This window comes from Streptomyces sp. NPDC101776, assembly GCF_044766845.1.
Classification (GTDB): domain Bacteria; phylum Actinomycetota; class Actinomycetes; order Streptomycetales; family Streptomycetaceae; genus Streptomyces.
The window spans coordinates 166,904-191,217 of sequence record NZ_JBIWMV010000008.1; the positions used below are offsets into that span (position 1 = coordinate 166,904).

Sequence of the window (24,314 nt, forward strand, 5' to 3'; positions counted from 1 at the left end):
GGCGGCCACCCCGTACGAAACGGGGTGACCGCCCTTCGGTTCGACTCAGCCTGCTCGCTTACTGGTTGTACGGACCGTAGTCGTAGTCCTCCAGCGGGACGGCCTGGCCGGAGCCCGTGCCGAACGGCGAGTAGTCGATGTCGTCGTAGCCGACGGCCGAGTACATCGCGGCCTTGGCTTCCTCGGTCGGCTCGACCCGGATGTTGCGGTAGCGGGACAGGCCCGTACCGGCCGGGATGAGCTTACCGATGATGACGTTCTCCTTGAGGCCGATCAGGGAGTCGGACTTGGCGTTGATCGCCGCGTCCGTCAGCACCCTGGTCGTCTCCTGGAAGGACGCCGCCGACAGCCAGGACTCCGTGGCCAGCGAGGCCTTGGTGATACCCATGAGCTGCGGACGACCGGAGGCGGGGTGACCGCTCTCCTGCACCACACGACGGTTCTCCTGCTCGAAGCGGGAGCGCTCGACCAGCTCGCCGGGCAGCAGCTCGGCGTCGCCGGACTCGATGATCGTCACACGGCGGAGCATCTGCCGGATGATGATCTCGATGTGCTTGTCGTGGATCGACACACCCTGCGAGTTGTAGACCTTCTGGACCTCGCCGACCAGGTGGACCTGGACGGCACGCTGACCCAGGATGCGCAGCACGTCGTGCGGGTTGGTGGCACCCACGGTGAGCTTCTGGCCCACCTCGACGTGCTCGCCCTCGCTGACCAGGAGACGGGCACGCTTGGAGATCGGGAACGCCGTCTCTTCGCTGCCGTCGTCCGGGGTGACGACGAGCTTCTTGGTCTTCTCGGTCTCCTCGATCCGCACGCGGCCCTGGGCCTCGGAGATCGGGGCGACACCCTTCGGCGTACGAGCCTCGAAGAGCTCGACGACACGGGGCAGACCCTGGGTGATGTCGTCACCGGCCACACCACCGGTGTGGAAGGTACGCATCGTCAGCTGCGTGCCGGGCTCACCGATGGACTGGGCGGCGATGATGCCGACCGCCTCACCGATGTCGACCAGCTTGCCGGTGGCCAGCGAGCGGCCGTAGCACATGGCGCAGGTGCCGACGGCGGACTCGCAGGTCAGGACCGAGCGGGTCTTGACCGTCTCGATGCCGTGCTTGACCAGCTCGTCGATGAGGACGTCGCCGAGGTCGGTGTTGGCCGGGGCCAGCACCTTGCCGTCGACGGTGATGTCCTCGGCCAGCGCACGGGCGTACACGCTGGTCTCGACGTTGTCGGCCTTGCGCAGGACACCGTCCGCGCCGCGCTCCGCGATGTGCAGCTTGAGGCCGCGGTCGGTGCCGCAGTCCTCCTCGCGGATGATGACGTCCTGGGAGACGTCGACGAGACGACGGGTGAGGTAACCCGAGTCGGCGGTACGCAGAGCCGTGTCCGCCAGACCCTTACGGGCACCGTGGGTGGAGATGAAGTACTCCAGCACGGACAGGCCTTCACGGAAGGACGCCTTGATGGGACGGGGAATCGTCTCGTTCTTGGCGTTCGACACCAGACCACGCATACCCGCGATCTGACGCATCTGCATCATGTTTCCTCGGGCACCCGAGTCGACCATCATGAAGATGGGGTTGGTCTTCGGGAAGTTCGCGTTCATCGCCTCGGCGACCTCGTTGGTCGCCTTGGTCCAGATCGCGATGAGCTCCTGAGTGCGCTCTTCCTTGGTGATCAGACCACGCTCGTACTGCTTCTGGACCTTCTCGTCCTGCGCCTCGTAGCCCTTGACGATCTCCTTCTTCGCCTCGGGAACGACGACGTCGGAGATGGCCACGGTGACACCGGAACGGGTCGCCCAGAAGAAGCCGGCCGCCTTCAGGTTGTCGAGCGTCGCCGCCACGATGACCTTGGGGTAGCGCTCGGCCAGGTCGTTGACGATCTCGGAGAGCTGCTTCTTGCCCACCGAGTAGTCGACGAACGGGTAGTCCTCGGGCAGCAGCTCGTTGAAGAGCGCGCGGCCCAGGGTCGTCTTCAGGCGGAAGGTGTCACCCTGCTGCCACTCGGGCTCGCCCTCCTCGCGGACCGGCGGCACCCAGCCACGCGGCGGGATGGTGCCCACCGGGAAGCGGATGTCGACGGCCGACTGGAGCGCCAGCTCGCCACCGTCGAACGCCATGGTCGCCTCGGCCGTGGAGCCGAACGCGCGGCCCTCGCCCTTGACGTCACGGAGCTCGCCGTCGGTGGTGAGGAAGAACAGACCCAGCACCATGTCCTGGGTCGGCATGGTGACGGGACGACCGTCGGCCGGCTTCAGGATGTTGTTCGAGGACAGCATCAGGATGCGGGCCTCGGCCTGCGCCTCCGCGGAGAGCGGCAGGTGCACGGCCATCTGGTCACCGTCGAAGTCCGCGTTGAACGCGGTGCAGACGAGCGGGTGGATCTGGATGGCCTTGCCCTCGACCAGCTGCGGCTCGAAGGCCTGGATGCCGAGACGGTGCAGCGTGGGCGCACGGTTCAGCAGAACCGGGTGCTCCGCGATGACCTCTTCCAGCACGTCGTACACGACCGTGCGGCCGCGCTCGACCATGCGCTTGGCCGACTTGATGTTCTGCGCGTGGTTCAGGTCCACCAGGCGCTTCATCACGAACGGCTTGAAGAGCTCCAGCGCCATGGCCTTCGGCAGACCGCACTGGTGCAGCTTGAGCTGCGGGCCGACGACGATCACGGAACGCGCGGAGTAGTCCACACGCTTGCCGAGCAGGTTCTGACGGAAGCGACCCTGCTTGCCCTTGAGCATGTCGGACAGCGACTTCAGCGGACGGTTGCCGGGGCCCGTCACCGGGCGGCCACGACGGCCGTTGTCGAAGAGCGCGTCGACGGCCTCCTGAAGCATGCGCTTCTCGTTGTTCACGATGATCTCGGGGGCACCGAGGTCGAGAAGGCGCTTCAGGCGGTTGTTGCGGTTGATCACACGGCGGTACAGGTCGTTCAGGTCGGAGGTCGCGAAGCGGCCACCGTCCAGCTGCACCATCGGGCGAAGGTCCGGCGGGATGACCGGGACGCAGTCGAGGACCATGCCCTTGGGGCTGTTGGAGGTCTGCAGGAACGCAGACACGACCTTCAGCCGCTTCAGCGCACGGGTCTTCTTCTGGCCCTTGCCGGTACGGATGATCTCGCGAAGCCGCTCGGCCTCTTCATCCAGGTCGAAGGACTCCAGGCGCTTCTGCAGCGCCGCGGCACCCATCGAACCGTCGAAGTACGTGCCGAAGCGGTCACGCAGCTCGCGGTAGAGCAGCTCGTCACCTTCGAGGTCCTGGACCTTGAGGTTCTTGAACCGGGTCCACACCTCGTCCAGGCGGTCGATCTCGCGCTGCGCACGGTCGCGCAGCTGCTTCATCTCCCGCTCGGCGCCTTCGCGCACCTTACGGCGCACATCGGCCTTGGCACCCTCGGCCTCGAGCTCGGCCAGGTCGGTCTCGAGCTTCTTGGCACGGGCTTCGAGGTCGGAGTCACGCCGGTTCTCGACCTGCTGACGCTCCACGGAGACATGCGCCTCCAGGGAGGGCAGGTCGCGCGTACGGCGCTCCTCGTCGACGAACGTGATCATGTACGCCGCGAAGTAGATGACCTTCTCGAGGTCCTTCGGGGCGAGGTCGAGCAGGTAGCCCAGTCGTGACGGGACACCCTTGAAGTACCAGATGTGCGTGACGGGCGCGGCCAGTTCGATGTGGCCCATCCGCTCACGGCGCACCTTGGCGCGGGTCACCTCGACGCCGCAGCGCTCACAGATGATGCCCTTGAAGCGAACGCGCTTGTACTTGCCGCAGTAGCACTCCCAGTCCCGGGTCGGACCGAAGATCTTCTCGCAGAAGAGTCCGTCCTTTTCGGGCTTGAGCGTGCGGTAGTTGATGGTCTCAGGCTTCTTGACCTCGCCGTGGCTCCACTGACGGATGTCGTCAGCGGTGGCCAGACCGATCCGGAGCTCATCGAAGAAGTTGACGTCGAGCACTATGCGTCAATCCCTCTCAGGGTTGTAAGTCTTGGGGTCTGATACGGGGGTCCTGGGGCCGGAGACCTGCGTGGCGCAGGTCTCCGGACTCCCGTCAGACCTCTTCGACGCTGCTCGGCTCACGCCGGGACAGGTCGATGCCGAGCTCCTCCGCTGCGCGGAAGACATCCTCGTCGGTGTCACGCATCTCGATGGACATACCGTCACTGGACAGCACCTCCACGTTCAGGCAGAGCGACTGCATCTCCTTGATGAGCACCTTGAAGGACTCGGGGATGCCGGGCTCAGGGATGTTCTCGCCCTTGACGATGGCCTCGTAGACCTTCACGCGGCCGGTGACGTCGTCGGACTTGATCGTCAGCAGTTCCTGGAGGGCGTAAGCGGCGCCATAAGCCTCAAGCGCCCACACCTCCATCTCGCCGAAGCGCTGACCACCGAACTGCGCCTTACCACCCAGCGGCTGCTGGGTGATCATCGAGTACGGACCGGTCGAACGGGCGTGCAGCTTGTCGTCGACCAGGTGGTGCAGCTTCAGGATGTACATGTAGCCGATCGAGACCGGCTCCGGGAACGGCTCGCCGGAGCGGCCGTCGAACAGGTTGGCCTTGCCGGAGGGCTGGACCAGGCGGTCCCCGTCGCGGTTCGGGATCGTGGCCTGGAAGAGACCGGAGATCTCGTCCTCGCGGGCACCGTCGAAGACCGGGGTCGCGACGTTGGTACCCGGGGCGACCTGGTCGGCGCCGATGACCTGGAGGCGTCGCGCCCAGTCCTCGCTGAAGCCGGAGACGTCCCAGCCGCGGCTGGCGAGCCAGCCGAGGTGGATCTCCAGGACCTGTCCCGGGTTCATTCGGGACGGGACACCCAGCGGGTTCAGGATGATGTCGACCGGAGTCCCGTCCTCGAGGAACGGCATGTCCTCGATGGGCAGGATCTTCGAGATGACACCCTTGTTGCCGTGACGGCCGGCCAGCTTGTCGCCGTCGGTGATCTTGCGCTTCTGCGCAACATACACCCGGACCAACTGGTTGACGCCGGGCGGCAGTTCGTCGCCCTCCTCGCGGTCGAAGACGCGGACGCCGATGACCTTGCCGATCTCGCCGTGCGGCACCTTCAGCGAGGTGTCGCGCACTTCGCGCGCCTTCTCACCGAAGATCGCGCGGAGCAGGCGCTCCTCGGGGGTCAGCTCGGTCTCGCCCTTGGGCGTGACCTTGCCGACGAGGATGTCACCGGCGACGACCTCGGCACCGATACGGATGATGCCGCGCTCGTCGAGGTCGGCGAGGACCTCCTCGGAGACGTTCGGGATGTCCCGGGTGATCTCCTCGGGGCCGAGCTTGGTGTCACGGGCGTCGACCTCGTGCTCCTCGATGTGGATCGAGGAGAGGACGTCGTCCTGTACGAGGCGCTGCGACAGGATGATCGCGTCCTCGTAGTTGTGACCCTCCCAGGGCATGAACGCCACGAGCAGGTTCTTGCCGAGCGCCATCTCGCCGAACTCGGTCGCCGGGCCGTCGGCCAGTACCTGGCCGGCGATGACCCGGGCGCCCTCGTCCACGACAACCTTCTGGTTGACGGAGGTGCCCTGGTTGGAGCGGGAGAACTTCGCGAGGCGGTACGTGGTGTACGTGCCGTCGTCGTTGGCGGTGGTGATGTAGTCCGCGGAGACCTCCTGGACCACACCGTCCTTCTCCGACTTCAGGACGTCACCGGCGTCGACCGCGCAGCGGTACTCCATGCCGGTGCCGACCAGCGGCGCCTCGGACTTGATGAGGGGCACGGCCTGACGCATCATGTTCGCGCCCATGAGGGCACGGTTGGCGTCGTCGTGCTCCAGGAAGGGGATCATCGCGGTCGCGACGGACACCATCTGGCGCGGGGAGACGTCCATGTAGTCGACGTCGTCACCGGGGACGTAGTCCACCTCTCCGCCACGACGGCGGACCAGGACGCGGGACTCCTCGAACCGGAACTCGTCGCTGAGCGGCGCGTTGGCCTGCGCGATGACGAATCGGTCCTCTTCGTCGGCCGTCAGGTAGTCGACCTCGTCGGTGACGACACCACCGGTGACCCGGCGGTACGGCGTCTCGACGAAACCGAACGCGTTGACCCGGCCGTAGGAGGCGAGCGAGCCGATCAGGCCGATGTTCGGGCCTTCGGGGGTCTCGATCGGGCACATGCGGCCGTAGTGCGAGGGGTGCACGTCACGGACCTCGAAGCCGGCCCGCTCGCGGGAGAGACCACCCGGGCCGAGCGCCGACAGACGGCGCTTGTGGGTGAGACCCGACAGCGGGTTGTTCTGGTCCATGAACTGCGAGAGCTGGCTGGTGCCGAAGAACTCCTTGATGGAGGCGACGACCGGCCGGATGTTGATCAGGGTCTGCGGCGTGATCGCCTCGACGTCCTGGGTCGTCATCCGCTCGCGGACGACTCGCTCCATACGCGCCAGGCCCGTACGGACCTGGTTCTGGATGAGCTCGCCGACGTTGCGCAGACGGCGGTTGCCGAAGTGGTCGATGTCGTCGGTCTCGACGACGATCGAGGCGCCGTTGTCACCAACGGTCTCGGTCTCGCCGGCGTGCAGCTTCACCAGGTACTTGATCGACGAGATGATGTCCTCGACGGTCAGCACACCGGCGTCCAGCGGGGCTTCGCTGCCCAGCTTCTTGTTGACCTTGTACCGGCCGACCTTGGCGAGGTCGTAGCGCTTCGGGTTGAAGTAGAGGTTCTCCAGAAGCGTCTGCGCGGCCTCGCGGGTCGGGGGCTCGCCCGGACGCAGCTTGCGGTAGATGTCGAGGAGCGCGTCGTCCTGGCCCTGGGTGTGGTCCTTCTCCAGGGTGGCGCGCATGGACTCGTACTCGCCGAACTCCTCCAGGATCTGCTCGGTGGTCCAACCGAGAGCCTTGAGCAGGACGGTGACGGACTGCTTGCGCTTGCGGTCGATGCGGACACCGACCATGTCGCGCTTGTCGATCTCCATCTCCAGCCAGGCACCCCGGGACGGGATGACCTTGGTCGAGAAGATGTCCTTGTCGGACGTCTTGTCGATGGAGGAGTCGAAGTAGACACCCGGCGAACGGACCAGCTGCGACACGACGACACGCTCGGTGCCGTTGATGACGAAGGTGCCCTTGTTGGTCATGAGCGGGAAGTCGCCCATGAAGACCGTCTGGGACTTGATCTCGCCGGTCTCGTTGTTGGTGAACTCAGCGGTCACGAAGAGTGGGGCGGCGTACGTGAAGTCGCGCTCCTTGCACTCGTCGATGCTGTTCTTGGGAGGTTCGAAACGGTGGTCGCGGAACGTCAGCGACATCGACCCGGAGAAGTCCTCGATCGGAGAGATCTCCTCGAAGATCTCCTCCAGACCGGACTTGGTGGGGACGTCCTGACCTGACTCCAGAGCCGCCTCGACCCGACTCTGCCAGGCGGAGTTGCCGAGCAGCCAGTCGAAGCTCTCGGTCTGCAACGCGAGCAGGTTGGGAACCTCGAGGGGCTCCTTGATCTTTGCAAAGGAGATGCGCAGCGGGGCGGTGCTGGCGCCGTTGTTCATATTCGCGGTCGAGGCAGTGCGCGAGGCGGCCAAGAGGGGGTCCTTCCGAGGGCTCGGACTCACTACGCGCGTACCGGCCCCTCTCAGGGGCAAAGAGACATGGACTTCCTGAGACGGCCCGGAAAGGCCAGGTCAGAGTTGGTCCGGTCATCGATGCTCAAGGGAGGGCATGCCCCTGGTGACGGGCAGGGGACAGCTAACAGGCAGCGCAAAGGGTCAGTGTAGCCACAAGGCACACTGATGTCCAGTGCGGGTTTTTTGAGACCCTCGTTGTTCTCGACACCTGCGCAAGCCCACGCCCTCAATGCACGTTGATACTGCCCTCTTCGTCGCCGATCCATGCCTCGGATCCGGACCGTTCTGGCGACGCGTCCTGAGAATTGCGCGCCGCGTGCGGTTCGTCAAGGCCTCTCTTGCCCAAACCGGGTGCTGCCATCGTCACGTTGCAGCCTGCCACCAGGGGTCCTCGAGGGCACGACGAAGATCACCATACTCCGCGGACCCCTTGGTGCAAGGAAGTCGCCACCCGACCCTCGGATACGCCGAAGAGCGACCACCCGGATGGATGATCGCTCTTCGGTGCGGTCGCGTTACAGCCCTCTCGGGCCGTATCGGCGCGCAGAGGCCCTGCGGGGGCCTCGAAGGTGTTACTTGACCTCGACGGAGGCGCCGGCGCCCTTGAGGGACTCGGCGGCCTTCTCGGCGGCGTCCTTGGCGACCTTCTCGAGGACCGGCTTCGGAGCGCCGTCCACGAGGTCCTTGGCCTCCTTCAGACCCAGCGAGGTCAGCTCACGCACGACCTTGATGACCTGGATCTTCTTCTCGCCGGCACCCGTGAGGATGACGTCGAACTCGTCCTGCTCCTCGACGGCCTCGGCGGCGGCGGCCGGGCCGGCGGGGGCGGCGGCAACCGCGGCGGCGGCGGTGACGTCGAACTTCTCCTCGAACGCCTTCACGAACTCGGAGAGCTCGATGAGGGTGAGGGTCTCGAACTGCTCGAGCAGCTCTTCCTGGGACAGCTTCGTCGCCATGTGGGCGATCCTTCCACTAATTCGGCTGGTGCCGGATGTACGGGTGAGGCGGGCGTACTAACGGCCCGCTGCGACCGCTGCCTGGGCGGCGGTCAATGCGCGAGCCGAATTACTCGGCACCGCCCTGCTCGGCCTGCTTGGCACGAAGCGCCTCCGCGGTGCGGACGAACTTCGAGGGAAGCGCCTTGAAGAGCTGCGCAGTCTGGGTCTGCTTGCCCTTGAAGGCACCCGCCAGCTTGGCGAGCAGAACCTCGCGGGACTCGAGGTCCGCGAGCTTCTTGATCTCGTCGGCGGACAGCGCCTTGCCGTCAAGGACACCGCCCTTGATGACGAGGTTCGGGTTGTCCTTGGCGAAGTCACGAAGACCCTTCGCCGACACCACCGGGTCACCGGTGATGAAGGCGACCGCCGTCGGACCGTTGAACAGGTCGTCGAGCGTGGAGATCCCGGCCTCGTTGGCCGCAATCTTGGTCAGCGTGTTCTTCACCACGGCGTACTGGGCGTCTTCACCGAGCGAACGACGCAGCGTCTTGAGCTGCGCCACGGTGAGACCCCGGTACTCGGTCAGCACGGCGGCGTTCGAGCCGCGGAACTGGTCCGCGAGCTCGGCTACCGCGGCAGCCTTGTCGGGCCTTGCCATAAGCGTGGCCTCCTTCCGGGTGATGAGGACCGCTCAGAAGGGGCTGGGACAAACAAAACGCCCCGGCGCAGGCGCACGGGGCGTAGCTCGACCGGAAACACAGTTCCCGGGAGCACATCCAGTTCACCTGCGCGGGTCGTCCACTGTTCAGCGGATCCTTCGGTCACCGTGCCCTACGTGCACACGGCAACGACCAGCGGTCTTTGGCTTCTCCCGAAGAGTACGGGACCCACACACGCCCAAGCAAATCCGCCCGTACGGCGTAGTCCTGGGCGCCCTTGATCGGCTGGGCGGGGTCGGTGGTGCGGCATGAATTGTGGCCAGCGTCTTCGCCGCCTCGGCCCTGGCAGTCCCCTCGCCGGTCACCCGGTAGCGGAGCGAGGGGGCGTGCTGTGTCTTCTTCACCGCCTCGGCGACGGCACCCGGAACCCCGTACGGAAGCCCCCGAACCCCCTTGCCCCTCAGCCGAGTTGGAGCCCGACAGCGCCTCAGGAACTCGTGCCGGACCCCGTCGCCGTGTCACCACTGCCCGGGGTCAGGCCCTGCTGCTTCAGCAGTGCCGTGAAGTCCTCGGTGTCGCTCGCCGGAGGCACGGTCGCGTCGACCTTCACGCCGTAGTCGCTGTAGTAGGCGGTCTGGGTGTACTGGCCCGAGGTCATCTCGCCCTTCTCGACCTTCTTCACCAGGAGGTCCTGGGAGTTGACCCAGATGTCGACCTGCTCGGTCGAGACACCGGCCTGGGTGAGCTGCTTCTTGAGGCCGGCGAGCTGGCTCGCGGTGAGGCTGGAGTTCTTGGCGGCGAGGTCGGCGACGTCCACCGTGCCCGAGTAGTGCGTGGTCCGCTGGCCGCGCACCGACTCCGTACCGACCTTCTTGACGTCCCCGGAGGCGAGCAGGAGCTTCACCGACTGGTTCGGCGTCGAGTTCTGCATCTGGTCCTTGAGGTACGCGCCGGAGCTGCCGCCGAGCTTGGCCAGGTCGTCGTACGCGTACTTCAGCCAGTGCTTGCCGCCCGCCTGCGCGGCGAACTTCTCGCCCATCTTCGCGTAGTAGGCGTCCGGCAGATAGCGGGCCTCCATCGACGTGCTGCCGGCCGCGCGCATCGTCTGCGCCATCGTGCCGCCGGTGTACGTCATCGTGAGTGTTCCGGTGATGCCGTCGCCCCAGCCGAGGCTGCCCTTGGCGTCCATGGACATCAGGGAGCCCATCACGGTGGAGGACTCGACCTTCGCGGAGTCCGCCTTGTCGGTGGACCGCTCGGCGCTGCGCAGGGCCGCTATGGGGCTCACCCGGGTCGAGCCCTTCCCCGCGGCCTTGTCGTCCTTGCCGGACCCCCCGGAGGAGGCCGAGGAACCACAGGCGGCCACCGAGGCCAATGCGGTCGCCACCGCGATCGAGAGGCCCATCCGGCGCACGGTCGTGCTCTTCATTCGTCCCCACCCCTATGCGATTGCTGTGCCTGCCCAAAACGCTAGCGCAGCGCACTGACACCCGGTACGAAAAGGGACGAGCCCCGCACCTCGAAGGTTGCGGGGCTCGTCCGACTTCTTACGCGTACGCGACGCGGCTACCGGGGTGAGCGCGGGGCTCAGACGGAGGCCGGGTCCTCCTCGACGAGGAGGTTGCGGGTGCGGTTCGGGTCGAGCGGAATGCCGGGGCCGATCGTGGTGCTGATCGCGGCCTTCCTGATGTAACGACCCTTGGCGGCGGACGGCTTCAGACGGAGGATCTCGTCCAGGGCCGCGCCGTAGTTCTCCACCAGCTGGGTGTCGTCGAAGGACGACTTGCCGATGATGAAGTGCAGGTTCGAGTGCTTGTCGACGCGGAACTCGATCTTGCCGCCCTTGATCTCGTTGACGGCCTTGACCACGTCCGGCGTCACGGTGCCGGTCTTGGGGTTCGGCATGAGACCACGGGGACCGAGCACGCGGCCGAGACGGCCGACCTTGCCCATGAGGTCCGGGGTGGCGACGACGGCGTCGAAGTCCAGCCGGCCCTTCGCCACCTCGTCGATGAGTTCGTCGGAGCCGACGATGTCGGCGCCCGCGGCGAGCGCGGCCTCGGCACGGTCACCGGTCGCGAAGACCAGGACCCGGGCGGTCTTGCCGGTGCCGTGCGGGAGGTTCACGGTGCCACGGACCATCTGGTCGGCCTTGCGCGGGTCGACACCCAGACGGAAGGCGACCTCGACGGTGCCGTCGAACTTGGAGGTGGAGGTCTCCTTGGCGAGACGCACGGCCTCGAGCGGGGCGTAGAGCTTGTCCCGGTCGATCTTGGCGTCCGCAGCGCGGAGAGACTTGCTGCGCTTGCTCACTACTGCTCCTGTGTGTGTTCTGAGGAGTCGTGGTGTGGGCCGAGCAGGCCCTGCCACGGTCTTTCCTACGAGGTGAAGGTCAGCCCTCGACCGTGATGCCCATGGAGCGGGCGGTGCCAGCGATGATCTTCGACGCGGCGTCCAGGTCGTTGGCGTTCAGGTCGGGGAGCTTGGTCGTGGCGATCTCGCGGACCTGCGCCTGGGTGATCTTGGCGACCTTGGTCTTGTGCGGCTCGCCCGAGCCCTTCTCGACACCGGCGGCCTTGAGGATCATCTTCGCGGCCGGCGGGGTCTTGGTGACGAAGGTGAAGGAGCGGTCTTCGTAGACCGTGATCTCCACCGGGATCACCCAGCCGCGCTGCGACTCGGTGGCCGCGTTGTAGGCCTTGCAGAACTCCATGATGTTGACGCCGTGCTGGCCGAGCGCGGGGCCGACCGGCGGGGCCGGGTTCGCCGCACCGGCGTTGATCTGGAGCTTGATAAGCCCCGTGACCTTCTTCTTCTTGGGAGGCATTGCTCTCTCCGGGTCCTAGTGAGAGTGTTCGGCCGCCGTCCGGTTAATCCGGATGGAGGCATACCGCACAACGATAACGGGTATCTGTGCGCGGCCAAAAACCGAGCAGGTCAGAGAGGCTTTTGACAGCCCGTCTGACCTGCTCGGAAGACGTACGTCCAGGAAGAACTAGTTCTTCTGGATCTGGTCGAAGGAGAGCTCCACCGGCGTCTCCCGGCCGAAGATCTCGACGAGACCCTTGACCTTCTTCGAGTCGGCGTTGATCTCGTTGATGGTCGCCTGCAGCGTCGCGAACGGGCCGTCGGTGACGGTGACCGAGTCGCCGACCTCGAAGTCCAGCACCTGGACCTCGACCTTGCGCTGCGGAACCGGCTTGCCCTCGGCCTCGGCGGCCTCACGCGCGGCCTTCTCCTCGGCCTCCGGGGCGAGCATCTTGACGATCTCGTCCAGGGTCAGCGGGTACGGGTCGTAGGCGTTGCCCACGAAGCCGGTGACGCCGGGGGTGTTGCGGACGACGCCCCAGGACTCGTTCGTCAGGTCCATGCGGACCAGGACGTAGCCCGGGAGCTTGTTCTGCTTGATGGTCTTGCGGTCGCCGTTCTTGATCTGGACGACCTCTTCTTGCGGCACCTCGGCCGCGAAGATGTAGTCCTCGACGTTCAGCGAGACGGCGCGCTGCTCCAGGTTGGTCTTCACGCGGTTCTCGTAACCGGCGTACGTGTGGATGACGTACCACTCGCCGGGAAGGAGACGCAGTTCCTCGCGCAGGGCCACAACAGGGTCGACGGGCTCGGCCGGCTCGGCCTCTTCCTCGTCGTCCTCAGCGGCGGCCTCGTCGTCGAGGTCCTCGGTCGCTTCCGCGTCCTCGTCCTCGACGTGTACGGCGGCTTCCTCGGCGGGCTCGCCCGCGTCGGCGTCTGCAGCCTCGGCCTCGTCCAGGTCCTCGTCCGCGCCCTCGACGATGTCGAGTTCGTCTTCCACGGACTCGTCCGGCTCGACGGCCTCGTTCAGCTTCGGGTCAGACACGGTGGCTGCTTCTTCCTGGATACATGGGGGTGGAACACGCGAAAGGGGCGCCGGTCAGGGCGCCCTTCGCTTCCGGCCTCAGCCGAAGACGTACTTCGCGGCGTGATTGAGTCCATAGTCAATCACGGTCACCAGACCGATCATGATGACGACGAAGACGATGACAACCGTCGTGTACGTCGTCAGCTGGTTGCGCGTGGGCCAGACGACCTTGCGGAGCTCCGCAATGATCTGGCGGTAGAAGATGCCGAGCCGCTTCAGCGGGCCCTTCTTGGCGCGCTTGCCGCCCTTGCGGGCCTTCTTCTTGGACTCCGACACCTCGTCCTGGGCATCAGGCATGTCGATGGAGCCCACGGCGTCCGCCATTCGTCCTCACCTGTTCCCGGGTCGTGGCCGTGCCGCGCCCGGTCTGAGCTGCACGGCGGTGCATTGCTGTGTAAACATGCGCTGCGCACACATCCTGGCGAAGGAGTGTGTAGCAGGGCCGGAGGGACTTGAACCCCCAACCGCCGGTTTTGGAGACCGGTGCTCTACCAATTGAGCTACGACCCTTTGTGACGTCCCCAACGTACCGCATCCACCCGGGTGCTCGGTGTGCACCAAGTAGGGCGCGGCTGCTGAAGGCCAACGAGCTAGGAGTGTACGTGCTCCGGGGCCGGTCGTCGAACAGAAAGTGCCTGTACGGGGATTGGCGGAGGAAGATCGCCCAGGCCGGGGCCGGAAACCGGACGGTTGTTCAATGTCCGCCCGATGTCCTCCCGATCCGGTTCAGTCTGTGAAACCGGTGTGCCGGGCGGGTTTCCGGTCTGAAACGATGGGTCCATGAGCGCCTCAACCCCTCCCACCGAGCGCCGGGTCTCCGCCCGAGTCGGCGCGATCTCCGAGTCCGCCACCCTCGCCGTGGACGCCAAGGCCAAGGCCCTCAAGGCCGCCGGGCGTCCGGTGATCGGCTTCGGCGCGGGTGAACCGGACTTCCCGACTCCGGACTACGTCGTCCAGGCCGCGATCGAGGCCTGCTCGAACCCGAAGTACCACCGCTACACCCCGGCCGGCGGTCTGCCGGAGCTGAAGGCCGCGATCGCCGCGAAGACGCTGCGCGACTCGGGCTACGAGGTGGACGCCTCCCAGATCCTGGTCACCAACGGCGGCAAGCAGGCCATCTACGAAGCCTTCGCGGCGATCCTCGACCCGGGCGACGAGGTCATCGTCCCGGCGCCGTACTGGACGACGTACCCGGAGTCGATCCGGCTCGCGGGCGGTGTCCCCGTGGACGTCGTCGCCGACGAGACGACCGGATACCGCGTCACGGTCGAGCAGCTGGAGGCGGCCCGCACCGAGAACACCAAGGTCGTCCTGTTCGTCTCGCCGTCCAACCCGACCGGCGCCGTCTACAGCGAGGCCGAGGCCGAGGCGATCGGCCGCTGGGCCGTCGAGCACGGCCTGTGGGTCATGACGGACGAGATCTACGAGCACCTCGTCTACGGAGAGGCGAAGTTCACCTCGCTCCCCGCGATCCTCCCCGAGCTGCGCGACAAGTGCATCGTGGTCAACGGCGTCGCCAAGACGTACGCCATGACCGGCTGGCGGGTGGGCTGGATCATCGGCCCGAAGGACGTCGTCAAGGCCGCGACCAACCTGCAGTCGCACGCCACGTCGAACGTCTCGAACGTCGCCCAGGTCGCCGCGCTGGCCGCCGTCTCCGGTGACCTGACGGCCGTGGCGGAGATGCGCGAGGCCTTCGACCGCCGCCGCAAGACGATCGTGCGCATGTTGAACGAGATCGACGGCGTGCTCTGCCCGGAGCCCGAGGGCGCGTTCTACGTCTACCCGTCGGTCAAGCCGCTGCTCGGCAAGGAGATCCGCGGCAGGCGCCCGCAGGACTCGGTCGAGCTGGCCGCGCTGATCCTGGAGGAGGCCGAGGTCGCGGTCGTCCCGGGCGAGGCCTTCGGGACCCCCGGTTACCTGCGGCTGTCGTACGCCCTGGGTGACGAGGACCTCGTCGAGGGCGTCAGCCGCATCCAGAAGCTGCTGGCGGAGGCCCAGGACTGACGTTTTTCGTGCTCCACGCGTGTGTGCGGGCCGTTTCCCTCCCGGGAAGCGGCCCGCTGCTTTGTGCGAGCAAGACCACTATCGGGGAAAGTGGTACCGGCACGGCGGGAACGTGCGGCAGGATTCCCAGATGGAGCGTGTACGTGATGTCTCTGAACTGCCGAAAGCCCATCTGCACCTGCACTTCACCGGGTCGATGCGGCCGACCACCGTGCTGGAGCTGGCCGACAAGTACGGCGTACGACTGCCGGAAGCCCTGACCGACGCACTGACCAGCGGGGAGCCGCCGAAGCTGCGCGCGACGGACGAGCGGGGCTGGTTCCGTTTCCAGCGGCTGTACGACGCGGCGCGGTCGTGCCTGCGGGAACCCGAGGACATCCAGCGGCTGGTGCGCGAGGCCGCCGAGGAGGACGTCAGGGACGGCTCGGGCTGGCTGGAGATCCAGGTGGACCCGACGTCGTACGCACCGCGCCTGGGCGGGCTGATCCCGGCGCTGGAGGTCATCCTGGACGCGGTGGAGACGACCTCCCGCGAGACCGGGCTCGGGATGCGGGTGCTGGTGGCCGCGAACCGGATGAAGCACCCGCTGGACGCGCGCACGCTGGCCCGGCTGGCCGTGCGGTACGCGGACAGGGGTGTGGTCGGTTTCGGCCTCTCGAACGACGAACGCCGGGGTATGGCACGGGACTTCGACCGGGCCTTCACGATCGCCCAGGAGGGCGGCCTGCTGTCCGCCCCGCATGGCGGCGAACTGGCGGGCCCGGCCTCGGTGCGGGACTGCCTGGACGACCTGCACGCGACCCGGATCGGCCACGGGGTGCGCGCCGCGGAGGACCCGCGGCTGCTGAAGCGGCTCGCCGACCGGGGCATCACCTGCGAGGTGTGCCCCGCCTCGAACGTGGCGCTGGGCGTCTACGAGAAGCACGAGGACGTGCCCCTGAGGACCCTCTTCGAAGCGGGCGTCCCCCTGGCGCTCGGCGCCGACGACCCCCTCCTGTTCGGCTCCCGGCTGGCGGCCCAGTACGAGATCGCCCGCCGCTACCACGCCTTCTCGGACCGCGAACTGGCCGAACTGGCCCGGCAGTCGGTGCGGGGATCGGCGGCCCCGGAGGACATGAAGGCGAAGCTCCTGTCGGGCATCGACGACTGGCTCAGCGCCCCGGTCGCCTGAAGTGCGCGTAGGGCGGATATGGCTTGAAACAGATCGCGACCTCGGGGCAGCGCGAGCCGTCCGGGTAGGGGACCAGTTCGCTGCTCAGGGAGGTCACGAACGCCGAGTGCCCTTTGACGACCCGCTTCTCCCGCGGCCCCCAGCCGGCCGCGTAGGAGAAGTGGGTGGCGGCGGTGGCGAGGACGTCACGGTCGCCGATGAGGAAGTACGTACGCGCGTGCGTGGTGTGCCGCAACTGCCCCTGCGCGTACGGCTGCTCGGCCCACGCACGCGCGTGCCGCTCGGTACGGGCCTCGTCCGTGCGCACGGTGAGCGGTCTGCCGCGCCCGAGCGCCCGCCGCAGTTCGGGCCACTTGGAGGGCCGCAGCCCCGCCTCCGAGTGGGCCAGCACCAGATCCACCAGCTCCCCGCACCCCTCCTGGGGCGGCACCCCGTCCCGCAACGGGATGTGCACGACGGTGTGCCGCGAGTGGGCCGCGAACGAGAACAGCCCCGCGAGCCGGTTCAGCCCGTCGTGATCCCCCAGGAGCGTTCCGTACGGCGCCGGGTCGCGCAGTGAGGTGTGGCGCAGGGGTCGTCGGGGCTGGACGACACGGTGTTCGTGCGGACCGATCCGGGGTCTGAATTCGCTGAGTCTCAGCTCCATGTGGGGTGCCTCATGGGGCGATGGTCCCGGTCAGGAGGGGGCCTCGGCAACGGAGATTCCGCGCGGGGACGGCCTGTCGAGGCGCTACGGAGGGCGCTGTTGAACCCCTACGGAGGGCACGCTCAGAGGCTGACGCCGATCGTGACCGGTTCGTTGACCAGGGTGACCCCGAAGGTGTCGTGGACGCCGGCGACGACTTCGCGGGCCAGGGTGAGGAGGTCCTCGGTGGTCGCCTCGCCGCGGTTGGTGAGCGCGAGGGTGTGCTTGGTGGAGATGCGGGCGGGCCCGCTGCCGTACCCCTTGGTGAAGCCCGCCTTGTCGATCAGCCAGGCGGCGGAAGTCTTGGTGTGGCCTTCCCCCGCCGGGTACGCGGGCGGCTCCACGCCGCCCCCGAGACGCTCCCCCACGCGCGCGTGGAACGCGGTGAACTGCTCGTCGGTGAGGATCGGGTTGGTGAAGAAAGAACCGGCCGACCAGGTGTCGTGGTCCTCGGGGTCCAGGACCATGCCCTTGCCGGCGCGCAGCGCGAGAACGGTCTCCCGGGCCCGCGCGAGCGGCACCCGGTCACCGGGCTCGACACCGAGCACCCGGGCCGTCTCGGCGTACTTCACGGGCGCCGACAGCCCGTCCGCGTCCTCCAGCTCGAAGCGGACCCGGAGCACGACATAGCGCTCGGGCTCGGCCTTGAACCGGCTGTGCCGGTAGGAGAAGGCGCACTCCTCGTTGGTGAGGGTGACCGTCTCGCGGGTGGTGCGGTCGTAGGCGACGACCTCGGTGATGGTGGCGGAGACCTCCTGGCCGTACGCCCCCACGTTCTGGATCGGGGTCGCGCCGGCCGACCCGGGAATCCCGGCGAGGCACTCGACCCCGGCGAGACCGGCCGCCACGGTGCGGGCGACCGCGTCGGTCCACACCTCACCGGCCGCCAACTCCAGCCGCGTGCCGTCGAGTTCGAAGCCGCGGGTGGCGATGCGCAGGGCCGTGCCCTCGAACCCCTTGTCCCCGATGACGAGGTTCGACCCACCCCCGATGACCAGCAGCGGCGTCCCGGTGTCATCGGCCTCGCGCACGACGTCGATCACCTCGGCGTCGGTGCCTGCGGTGACCAACCGGGTCGCGGGACCGCCCAGGCGGAAGGTGGTGAGGGGGGCGAGGGGAGCGTCGTGGAGTTCCTGCACGGGCCCAAGCGTACGAGACGGGACTGACAGGTCCGGGTCGGCAGGGGTGACCGGCCGTTCGGCGCGCGGCACGCACGCGTGGAGCCCCACCGGCAAAGGCGGGGCTCCACGCGTGCGTGCGAGGTGTTCCGGTCAGCGACCGGCGTTCTCCAGGACCGAGTCGGGCTCGGCAGCCTCTGTGGGCTCACCGCTGCTCGCCGTCAAGGACGACTCCCCCGCCGCGAGTTGGGCGGCCCGCCGCCGCGTCGGGATCAGCAGCGTCGCGACCCCGGCGAGGGCGACCACCGCCGCGCCGGTGACCAGTGCGGGCTTCAGGCCGTCGACGAAGGTCTGTGCGGTCTGGTAGCCGCCCTGGGCCGAGAAGATGGACGCCATGACGGCGATGCCGAGCGCGCCGCCCACCTCACGGAGCGCGTTGTTGGCGCCGGACGCGATGCCCTGTTCCTGGGGGCGGACGCTGGACATGACCAGGTTGGAGGCCGGCGCGAAGAACAGGGCCATGCCGATGCCGCTGAGGATCAGGCCGGGCAGCTGAGCGCCGTAGGAGACGTCGGTGGTGACGATGTAGGACATGTAGCCGAGGCCTGCGGCCTGGAGAAAGAGGCCCGCGGCGACGACCGGGCGGCCGCCGATGCGGTCGGAGAGGATGCCGGCGATGGGGGCGACGAGCATCGGCATGCCGGTCCAGGGGAGCATGCGCAGGCCCGCCTCGGTGGGCGAGTAGCCGAGGACGCCCTGCATGTACTGGCTGAGCAGGAAGATCGAGCCGAACATCCCGAGGAACATCAGCAGGCTCGCCGCGTTGATCCCGGAGAAGGCGCGGGAGCGGAACAGCCGCATCGGGAGCATGGGGTTCTTGGCGTTGACGCTGTAGACGACGAACCCGGCGAACAGCGCGCTGCCCGCGAACAGCCCGGTGAGGACGAGCGGGCTGGTCCAGCCGTCGGCGGGCCCGCGGACCAGGCCGTAGACGATGCCGAAGAGGCCGCCGCTGACGAGGAGGGTGCCGGGGAAGTCGAGCGGGGCGCCGGTGCCGTGCGACTCGGACAGGCGCAGGCGGGCGAGCGGCAGCAGGGCCAGGCCGAGCGGGACGTTCAGCCAGAAGATCCAGTGCCAGGAGATGTGCTCGGTGAGGCTGCCGCCGATGAGCGGCCCGGAGGCCACGGCGAGTCCGTTCACGGCTCCCCAGATGCCGAACGCCATTCCGCGCTTGGCCGCGGGAACGGCCGCCGTCAGCAGGGTCAGTGTCAGCGGCATCATGATCGCCGCGCCGACACCCTGCACCGCGCGGGCGGCGATCAGGGAGTCGATTCCGGGCGCCATGGCCGCGGCGGCGGAGGCGCCGGTGAATATCGTGATGCCGACGAGGAAGAGCCGGCGGCGGCCGAACCGGTCGCCGAGCGCCGCGCCGAACATCAGCAGGACGGCGAAGGTGAGCGTGTAGGCGCTCACGGTCCATTCCAGGTCGCCCAGCGCGCCCCCGAGGTCCTTGCGGATGGACGGCAGGGCGGTGGTGACGACCAGGTTGTCCAGGGCCGCCATGAATCCGGCGACGCTGGTGATGACGAGGGCCCAGACCATTCCCCCGCGGCGTTCCGTTGGCTGTGACATCGCTCCCCCAGAGGGTGCTCGTACCGATGATTAGTTATTGATGACTAACTTTGACGGTCATGAAAAGGCGCGGAAATCCGCCTCTCGCCCGCCGCTACGACTTCTCCAGCCGACCGGTGACACGGGCCTGCGGGTACATCCCCTCCCAGACCCTGTGCTCGGGCGGAAAACCCATGGCCACAAGGGTGTTGATCAGCATTCCGTGCCCCATGAAGGTCGCGGTCTCGCCCACATCCGCCCCCATGGACACCCGCACGATGTCCCAGAGCCTCATCCAGCCCTTGCGCACGGCGTCGCCGAACTCGTGGTCGCCCTCCGCCTCGGCGGCGGCCACCGTGATGTACGTCTGCATCTGCATCTGGAGCTTCTCGGGATGCTCCGTGATGAGCCGCACGTAGGCGTCGGCCATGGCATGCAGGGCCTCTTCGCCCTCCAGCCCCTTGGACGACTCCTCCATGACCCGGCACACGTCCTCGACACACCTGAGCGCGGCCGCCGCGAACATCGCCTTCTTGCCCGGGAAGAGCCGGAAGAGATACGGCTGGGAGACACCGACACGCTTGGCGATCGCCTCGGTGGAGGTGCCGTAGTACCCCCGCTGCGCGAACTCGGCGATCGCCGCGCGGACGACGCTCTCGCGCCTCTCTTCTGCGCTCATCCTGACCATGCGAGAAAGTTAGTACTCAATCACTAACTTGGTCAAGAGGTGTGGGCCACCGCACACAAGCGGGCGGGCCCCGGGCCCGCCGACGTCACAGCCAGTCACCGAATCGGCCCGGACCGGCCTTCATGTAAGGGGCGCACGCAATGACGGACGCCCCTTACCTCGGCTCACGCCAGTCGTACGACCGCTCGTGACATCCCGAGCACCTTCTGGCCGACGCTCGTCGCCACCAGGTCCACGCGGACCGTGTTGTCGTCGAGTTTGACCGCGACCTTGGCGCTGACCTCGACGGTCGCGCCCTGGTCGTCGTTCGGGACGACGACCGGCTTGGTGAAGCGGACGCCGTACTCGACGACCGCGCCCGGGTCGCCGGCCCAGTCGGTGACCACGCGGATCGCCTCGGCCATGGTGAACATGCCGTGCGCGATGACGTCCGGGAGTCCGACCTCCTTGGCGAACTTCTCGTTCCAGTGGATCGGGTTGAAGTCCCCGGAGGCGCCCGCGTACTGGACGAGGGCGGCGCGGGTCACGGGGAAGGCCTGGGCGGGCAGCTCGGTGCCGACCTCGACGTCGTCGTACGCGATCTTCGCCGTCATGTCAGCTCTCCTCCGCCGCGCGGGCCACGAGCTTGGTCCAGGCGGTCACGACGTGCTCGCCCGCCTCGTCGTGGACCTCACCGCGGATGTCCAGGATGTCGTTGCCCGCCATCGACTTGATCGCCTCGATCGTGGAGGTGACCGTGAGACGGTCACCGGCGCGTACGGGGCGGACGTAGACGAACTTCTGGTCGCCGTGCACGACCCGGCTGTAGTCGAGGCCGAGCTGCGGGTCCTGGACGACCTGTCCGGCGGCCTTGAACGTGATGGAGAAGACGAAGGTCGGCGGGGCGATCACATCGGAGTGACCGAACGCCTTGGCGGCCTCCGGGTCCGTGTACGCCGGGTTGGTGTCCCCCACCGCCTCCGCGAACTCACGGATCTTCTCCCGGCCCACTTCGTAGGGGTCGGTGGGCGGGTAGGTCCGCCCCACGAAGGACTGGTCGAGCGCCATGGCCCGCTACCTCCTGATGCTGCTGCCGTGTGGCCTGTGTGCGGCCTGCCGTGTGGAGAACGACGCGAGGCCGCCCCCAGAACTTCGGGGACGGCCTCGTGTACGAGCCTGATACTTATCGCGTTTCGCGGTGCGCGGTGTGCGCATTGCAACGCGGGCAGTGCTTCTTCATCTCCAGTCGGTCCGGGTTGTTACGCCGGTTCTTCTTGGTGATGTAGTTCCGCTCCTTGCACTCCACGCAGGCCAGCGTGATCTTCGGGCGGACGTCGGTGGCAGCCACAGGAGTGCTCCTTGACGAACGGATGGGACTATGAACGCATAACAGAGTAGCCGATCGAAGGACCGACCCCGCAATCGGCTACTGTCAGTAGCGGTGACCGGACTTGAACCGGTGACACAGCGATTATGAGCCGCTTGCTCTACCGACTGAGCTACACCGCTGAGATGCGATCAGCTCCCGTCTCGCGACGGGAACCTTTCACACCAGAGCCCCAATACGGAATCGAACCGTAGACCTTCTCCTTACCATGGAGACGCTCTACCGACTGAGCTATTGGGGCGAGCGATGAAGACATTACACGCTCCGTCGCCGTTCGCCCAAATCCGTTTCGCGGCACCGCTCCAGCCGCTTCCACGGCCCTCCCAGAGGCCTCGGGACCCCCTCCCGTACGGGGGAACCACACCGGTACGACTATTGCGCTCCTCCCGGCCGCGAGCGGATCACCGCCCTAGGCTCGACTCACTCTGTGTGATCTTGCGCCCCTTTGCGCAGCCTCAGTCCTGAGCCCCGAAGCCCCGAGCCCGCGAAGCCCTGAGCCCCTGGAGCGCGATGCCCGACAGTCAGCCCCAGCCGTCCCACTCCTCGTCCGGCCCGTCGGGTTCCTCAGGCTCGTCGGGACCGGCCGACCCGGCCGCGCTCCTGTTGTGCGGCGCCCGGCTGACCGACGGCCGGACCGTGGACGTACGGCTGGGCGGCGGGCGCATCGAGGCGGTCGGCACGGCCGGCAGCCTGGCGACGGACGCCACGCGCGCGTGCGGGTCGCGCGTGGACCTCAGCGGCTATCTCCTCCTCCCGGCCCCGGCCGAGCCGCACACGCACAGTGACACCGCCCTGTCGGCCGAGAGCTGCGGACCGGTCTCCTACGACCCCGAGGACGTCCAGCGCCGCGCGACGGAGGCCGCCCTCCTGCAACTCGGGCACGGGGCCACGGCGCAGCGGGCACACGTGCGCGTGGGGGACGTTCAAGGACTGGGCGCGCTGGCCGCCGTACTGCAGGCGCGGCGGGCGCTGCGCGGGCTGGCGGAGTTGACGGCGGTGGCGATGCCCCGGCTGCTGACCGGGGTGGCGGGGGCGGACGGGCTCGCGATGCTTCGGGACGCATTGAAAATGGGTGCCTCCGTAGTGGGCGGTTGTCCAGATCTGGACCCCGATCCGACGGGGTACGTGGAGGCAGTCCTGGAGGTCGCGTCCGAGCACGGCTGCCCGGTCGACCTGCACACGGACGCCGCCGACCCGACCCGCCTGGCCCGGCTGGCGGCGGTCGCGGGCGGGATGCGCCCCGGGGTGACGCTCGGCCCGTGCGGCGGTCTGGGACGGCTGCCTGCGGACACGGTCACACGGATCGCGGACCAACTGGCCGCGGCCGGCGTGACGGTGGTCTGCCTGCCGCAGGGCGGCTGCGGCGGCGTCGACCGCCGGGGCACGGCTCCCGTACGACTGCTGCGCACGGCCGGCGTCCAGGTGGCCGCGGGCAGCGGCGCCCTGCGTGACGTGTCCAACCCGGTGGGCCGCGGAGACCCTTTGGAGGCGGCCTACCTGCTGGCCTCGCGGCACGGGATGCGGTCCGAGGACGCCTACGACACGGTGAGTTCATCGGCACGCGCGGCGCTCGGTCTGCCCGAGGTACGGGTCGAGGCGGGATTTCCGGCCGAACTGCTCGCGGTGCGCGGCAACCGACTCGCGGGTGCGCTCTCGCTGGCGTACAGCCGGATCGTGGTGCACCGGGGGCGCGTGGTGGCACGGACGAGCGCGGTACGGGAGTACTGCAACACGGCGGCGGGCTCGGAGTTGGGGCTGCCCCGGCAGGGACGGGGTGAGTTGTCGTGAGCCGCCCGGACTGCGCGGGGGCGCACGCCTGAGGCGCCATGGCTCGGGTCCGCGCGCCCGGCGCGTCCGACGCCGGTGTGCGCTGCCGGGACGCGGCCGAAGTCATGCGGCGCGTGCGGCCGTCCGGGCGTACGGTCGGAGGCATGCGCATTGTCATCGCTGGAGGTCATGGTCAGATCGCGCTGCGGCTGGAGCGCCTGCTCGCCGCACGCGGTGAAGAGGTCGCGGGCATCATCCGCAACGCCGAACAGAGCGACGATCTACGGGCGGCCGGCGCCGAACCGCTCGTGCTCGACCTGGAGTCGGCCTCGGTCGAGGAGGTCGCGGCGCTGCTGCGGGGCGCGGACGCGGCGGTCTTCGCGGCAGGCGCGGGCCCGAACAGCGGCACGGCCCGCAAGGACACGGTGGACCGGGGTTCGGCGGTGCTGTTCGCCGACGCGGCGGTCCTGGCGGGCGTACGACGTCATGTCGTCGTGTCCTCGATGGGCGCGGATCCGACGCACTCCGGGGACGGCGTCTTCGACGTGTATCTGCGGGCCAAGGGCGAGGCCGACGCGTATGTGCGCGGCCTGGACGCGCTGGACTGGACGATTCTGCGCCCCGGTTCCCTGACGAACGACGCCGGTGCCGGTCTGGTCCGGCTGGAGGCCCACACCGGTCTCGGTTCGATCCCGCGCGACGATGTGGCCGCCGTACTCCTGGAGTTGGTGGAGACCCCGGCGACGGCCGGCCTGACGCTGGAGCTGATCGGAGGGTCCGCGCCGGTGTCGGTGGCGGTGAAGTCGGTGGCGGGGAACTGAGGTTTCCC

At 68.0% G+C, this 24,314-nt stretch carries 20 protein-coding genes and 3 tRNA genes; 4 read left to right on the forward strand and 19 right to left on the reverse strand.

Going from position 1 to position 24,314, the window contains the following annotated elements:
* Nucleotides 1-58 precede the first annotated feature (58 nt).
* The 10 genes from ACIRRY_RS25395 to ACIRRY_RS25440 form a co-directional block, all read right to left on the reverse strand.
* Entirely contained in the window at nucleotides 59-3,958 is a 3,900-nt protein-coding gene (locus ACIRRY_RS25395) for a DNA-directed RNA polymerase subunit beta' (protein WP_327401958.1), read from the reverse strand.
* 94 nt (nucleotides 3,959-4,052) lie between these two features.
* Nucleotides 4,053-7,538 carry a DNA-directed RNA polymerase subunit beta gene (gene rpoB / locus ACIRRY_RS25400; protein ID WP_403976658.1) on the reverse strand — a complete coding sequence of 1,162 codons (3,486 nt, stop codon included), beginning with the start codon at nucleotides 7,536-7,538 and terminating at the stop codon, nucleotides 4,053-4,055.
* 614 nt (nucleotides 7,539-8,152) lie between these two features.
* Nucleotides 8,153-8,536 (reverse strand): 50S ribosomal protein L7/L12, encoded by a 384-nt coding sequence (gene rplL, locus ACIRRY_RS25405; protein WP_403976659.1) that lies wholly within the window; start codon nucleotides 8,534-8,536, stop codon nucleotides 8,153-8,155.
* A gap of 109 nt (nucleotides 8,537-8,645) precedes the next feature.
* Nucleotides 8,646-9,176 (reverse strand): 50S ribosomal protein L10, encoded by a 531-nt coding sequence (gene rplJ / locus ACIRRY_RS25410; RefSeq protein ID WP_329255840.1) that lies wholly within the window; start codon nucleotides 9,174-9,176, stop codon nucleotides 8,646-8,648.
* 488 nt (nucleotides 9,177-9,664) lie between these two features.
* Complete coding sequence (locus ACIRRY_RS25415) at nucleotides 9,665-10,606, reverse strand: hypothetical protein (protein WP_403976661.1); 942 nt, start codon at nucleotides 10,604-10,606, stop codon at nucleotides 9,665-9,667.
* Nucleotides 10,607-10,764: 158 nt separating this feature from the next.
* Complete coding sequence (gene rplA, locus ACIRRY_RS25420) at nucleotides 10,765-11,490, reverse strand: 50S ribosomal protein L1 (RefSeq protein ID WP_403976663.1); 726 nt, start codon at nucleotides 11,488-11,490, stop codon at nucleotides 10,765-10,767.
* A 79-nt stretch (nucleotides 11,491-11,569) separates the two neighbouring features.
* Nucleotides 11,570-12,004 (reverse strand): 50S ribosomal protein L11, encoded by a 435-nt coding sequence (gene rplK, locus ACIRRY_RS25425; protein ID WP_019072313.1) that lies wholly within the window; start codon nucleotides 12,002-12,004, stop codon nucleotides 11,570-11,572.
* A gap of 168 nt (nucleotides 12,005-12,172) precedes the next feature.
* Nucleotides 12,173-13,030: a transcription termination/antitermination protein NusG gene (gene nusG, locus ACIRRY_RS25430; protein WP_403976665.1), complete on the reverse strand. Its 858-nt coding sequence runs from the start codon at nucleotides 13,028-13,030 to the stop codon at nucleotides 12,173-12,175.
* A gap of 78 nt (nucleotides 13,031-13,108) precedes the next feature.
* Nucleotides 13,109-13,396 carry a preprotein translocase subunit SecE gene (gene secE, locus ACIRRY_RS25435; RefSeq protein WP_200679112.1) on the reverse strand — a complete coding sequence of 96 codons (288 nt, stop codon included), beginning with the start codon at nucleotides 13,394-13,396 and terminating at the stop codon, nucleotides 13,109-13,111.
* A gap of 113 nt (nucleotides 13,397-13,509) precedes the next feature.
* Nucleotides 13,510-13,582, reverse strand: a tRNA-Trp gene (locus ACIRRY_RS25440).
* Nucleotides 13,583-13,852: 270 nt separating this feature from the next.
* Here ACIRRY_RS25440 and ACIRRY_RS25445 point away from each other — a divergent pair.
* Together ACIRRY_RS25445 and ACIRRY_RS25450 are read left to right on the forward strand one after the other, a co-directional pair.
* Nucleotides 13,853-15,079 (forward strand): pyridoxal phosphate-dependent aminotransferase, encoded by a 1,227-nt coding sequence (locus ACIRRY_RS25445; RefSeq protein WP_403976668.1) that lies wholly within the window; start codon nucleotides 13,853-13,855, stop codon nucleotides 15,077-15,079.
* Nucleotides 15,080-15,209: 130 nt separating this feature from the next.
* The gene (locus ACIRRY_RS25450; protein WP_403976670.1) at nucleotides 15,210-16,250 is read left to right on the forward strand and encodes an adenosine deaminase; all 1,041 of its coding nucleotides are present in this window, start codon (nucleotides 15,210-15,212) and stop codon (nucleotides 16,248-16,250) included.
* On the opposite strand, the gene ACIRRY_RS25455 is transcribed toward ACIRRY_RS25450, so the two are convergent.
* The 9 genes from ACIRRY_RS25455 to ACIRRY_RS25495 all read right to left on the reverse strand — a co-directional run bounded on the left by ACIRRY_RS25455 (nucleotide 16,231) and on the right by ACIRRY_RS25495 (nucleotide 21,959).
* A complete protein-coding gene (locus ACIRRY_RS25455) occupies nucleotides 16,231-16,896 on the reverse strand; it encodes a hypothetical protein (RefSeq protein WP_403976672.1) in 666 nt (221 codons plus the stop codon). The two genes, ACIRRY_RS25450 and ACIRRY_RS25455, sit on opposite strands and share 20 nt — an antisense overlap.
* A 122-nt stretch (nucleotides 16,897-17,018) precedes the next feature.
* Nucleotides 17,019-18,074, reverse strand: a complete 1,056-nt coding sequence (locus ACIRRY_RS25460; RefSeq protein WP_403976674.1) for a UDP-N-acetylmuramate dehydrogenase — start codon at nucleotides 18,072-18,074, stop codon at nucleotides 17,019-17,021.
* A 132-nt stretch (nucleotides 18,075-18,206) separates the two neighbouring features.
* Nucleotides 18,207-19,685, reverse strand: coding sequence for an MFS transporter (locus tag ACIRRY_RS25465; protein ID WP_403976676.1), 1,479 nt, complete (start codon nucleotides 19,683-19,685; stop codon nucleotides 18,207-18,209).
* A gap of 94 nt (nucleotides 19,686-19,779) precedes the next feature.
* Entirely contained in the window at nucleotides 19,780-20,352 is a 573-nt protein-coding gene (locus ACIRRY_RS25470; RefSeq protein ID WP_403976678.1) for a TetR/AcrR family transcriptional regulator, read from the reverse strand.
* Between the two features lie 164 nt (nucleotides 20,353-20,516).
* Nucleotides 20,517-20,945 (reverse strand): MaoC family dehydratase, encoded by a 429-nt coding sequence (locus ACIRRY_RS25475; protein WP_403976680.1) that lies wholly within the window; start codon nucleotides 20,943-20,945, stop codon nucleotides 20,517-20,519.
* A gap of 1 nt (nucleotide 20,946) precedes the next feature.
* The gene (locus ACIRRY_RS25480; RefSeq protein WP_403976682.1) at nucleotides 20,947-21,399 is read right to left on the reverse strand and encodes a MaoC family dehydratase N-terminal domain-containing protein; all 453 of its coding nucleotides are present in this window, start codon (nucleotides 21,397-21,399) and stop codon (nucleotides 20,947-20,949) included.
* Nucleotides 21,400-21,514: 115 nt separating this feature from the next.
* Nucleotides 21,515-21,679: a 50S ribosomal protein L33 gene (gene rpmG / locus ACIRRY_RS25485; RefSeq protein ID WP_003948671.1), complete on the reverse strand. Its 165-nt coding sequence runs from the start codon at nucleotides 21,677-21,679 to the stop codon at nucleotides 21,515-21,517.
* A gap of 88 nt (nucleotides 21,680-21,767) precedes the next feature.
* Nucleotides 21,768-21,840: transfer RNA gene (locus ACIRRY_RS25490), tRNA-Met, on the reverse strand.
* Between the two features lie 46 nt (nucleotides 21,841-21,886).
* Nucleotides 21,887-21,959: transfer RNA gene (locus tag ACIRRY_RS25495), tRNA-Thr, on the reverse strand.
* Between the two features lie 269 nt (nucleotides 21,960-22,228).
* Between ACIRRY_RS25495 and ACIRRY_RS25500 the strand changes: the two genes are divergently transcribed.
* Both ACIRRY_RS25500 and ACIRRY_RS25505 read left to right on the forward strand, forming a co-directional pair.
* The gene (locus ACIRRY_RS25500) at nucleotides 22,229-23,506 is read left to right on the forward strand and encodes an amidohydrolase family protein (protein ID WP_403976684.1); all 1,278 of its coding nucleotides are present in this window, start codon (nucleotides 22,229-22,231) and stop codon (nucleotides 23,504-23,506) included.
* Between the two features lie 143 nt (nucleotides 23,507-23,649).
* A complete protein-coding gene (locus ACIRRY_RS25505; protein ID WP_403976686.1) occupies nucleotides 23,650-24,306 on the forward strand; it encodes an NAD(P)H-binding protein in 657 nt (218 codons plus the stop codon).
* The last annotated feature ends 8 nt before the right edge of the window (nucleotides 24,307-24,314 follow it).

What these genes read in the sequence shown, in the direction of transcription:
- rplL (WP_403976659.1), bottom strand. Translation starts at nt 8,536, where the DNA reads ATGGCGACGAAGCTGTCCCAGGAAGAGCTGCTCGAGCAGTTCGAGACC.
- rplJ (WP_329255840.1), bottom strand. Translation starts at nt 9,176, where the DNA reads ATGGCAAGGCCCGACAAGGCTGCCGCGGTAGCCGAGCTCGCGGACCAG.
- ACIRRY_RS25415 (WP_403976661.1), bottom strand. Translation starts at nt 10,606, where the DNA reads ATGAAGAGCACGACCGTGCGCCGGATGGGCCTCTCGATCGCGGTGGCG.
- rplK (WP_019072313.1), bottom strand. Translation starts at nt 12,004, where the DNA reads ATGCCTCCCAAGAAGAAGAAGGTCACGGGGCTTATCAAGCTCCAGATC.
- secE (WP_200679112.1), bottom strand. Translation starts at nt 13,396, where the DNA reads ATGGCGGACGCCGTGGGCTCCATCGACATGCCTGATGCCCAGGACGAG.
- ACIRRY_RS25445 (WP_403976668.1), top strand. Translation starts at nt 13,853, where the DNA reads ATGAGCGCCTCAACCCCTCCCACCGAGCGCCGGGTCTCCGCCCGAGTC.
- ACIRRY_RS25450 (WP_403976670.1), top strand. Translation starts at nt 15,210, where the DNA reads ATGGAGCGTGTACGTGATGTCTCTGAACTGCCGAAAGCCCATCTGCAC.
- ACIRRY_RS25455 (WP_403976672.1), bottom strand. Translation starts at nt 16,896, where the DNA reads ATGGAGCTGAGACTCAGCGAATTCAGACCCCGGATCGGTCCGCACGAA.
- ACIRRY_RS25465 (WP_403976676.1), bottom strand. Translation starts at nt 19,685, where the DNA reads ATGTCACAGCCAACGGAACGCCGCGGGGGAATGGTCTGGGCCCTCGTC.
- ACIRRY_RS25470 (WP_403976678.1), bottom strand. Translation starts at nt 20,352, where the DNA reads ATGGTCAGGATGAGCGCAGAAGAGAGGCGCGAGAGCGTCGTCCGCGCG.
- ACIRRY_RS25475 (WP_403976680.1), bottom strand. Translation starts at nt 20,945, where the DNA reads ATGACGGCGAAGATCGCGTACGACGACGTCGAGGTCGGCACCGAGCTG.
- ACIRRY_RS25480 (WP_403976682.1), bottom strand. Translation starts at nt 21,399, where the DNA reads ATGGCGCTCGACCAGTCCTTCGTGGGGCGGACCTACCCGCCCACCGAC.
- ACIRRY_RS25500 (WP_403976684.1), top strand. Translation starts at nt 22,229, where the DNA reads ATGCCCGACAGTCAGCCCCAGCCGTCCCACTCCTCGTCCGGCCCGTCG.
- ACIRRY_RS25505 (WP_403976686.1), top strand. Translation starts at nt 23,650, where the DNA reads ATGCGCATTGTCATCGCTGGAGGTCATGGTCAGATCGCGCTGCGGCTG.